Below are 325 nucleotides of genomic sequence, written 5' to 3'. Positions count from 1 at the left end.
GCAGCGTCGGCGAGGCCTGCCAGGTGCTGGCCAAGGCCAAGCTGCCGACCCGGCTGATGATCGATGCCAGCCATGCCAACAGCCTGAAGAACCCGGAAAACCAGCCGAAGGTGATCGACGACATCGCCGCTCAGCTGGAAGAGGGCGAACAACGCATCGTCGGCGTGATGATCGAGAGCCATCTGGTCGGTGGCCGCCAGGAACTGGTGGAAGGCCAGCCGCTGGTCTACGGGCAGAGCATCACCGATGGCTGCATCGACTGGGATACCACGGTGACGGTGCTGGAGCGACTGGCTGCTGCCGTGCGCGCCCGTCGTGACGTAAA

Annotated in this window: 1 pseudogene; it reads left to right on the top strand. The window is 64.6% G+C overall.

Annotated features, from left to right (window positions below):
- Window positions 1–325, top strand: a pseudogene (locus EN804_RS35785) (3-deoxy-7-phosphoheptulonate synthase); the annotation flags it as partial.

The organism is Mesorhizobium sp. M8A.F.Ca.ET.161.01.1.1 (assembly GCF_004792105.1).
Classification (GTDB): Bacteria; Pseudomonadota; Alphaproteobacteria; order Rhizobiales; family Rhizobiaceae; genus Mesorhizobium.
This window is presented reverse-complemented; position numbering and strand designations above follow the sequence as displayed.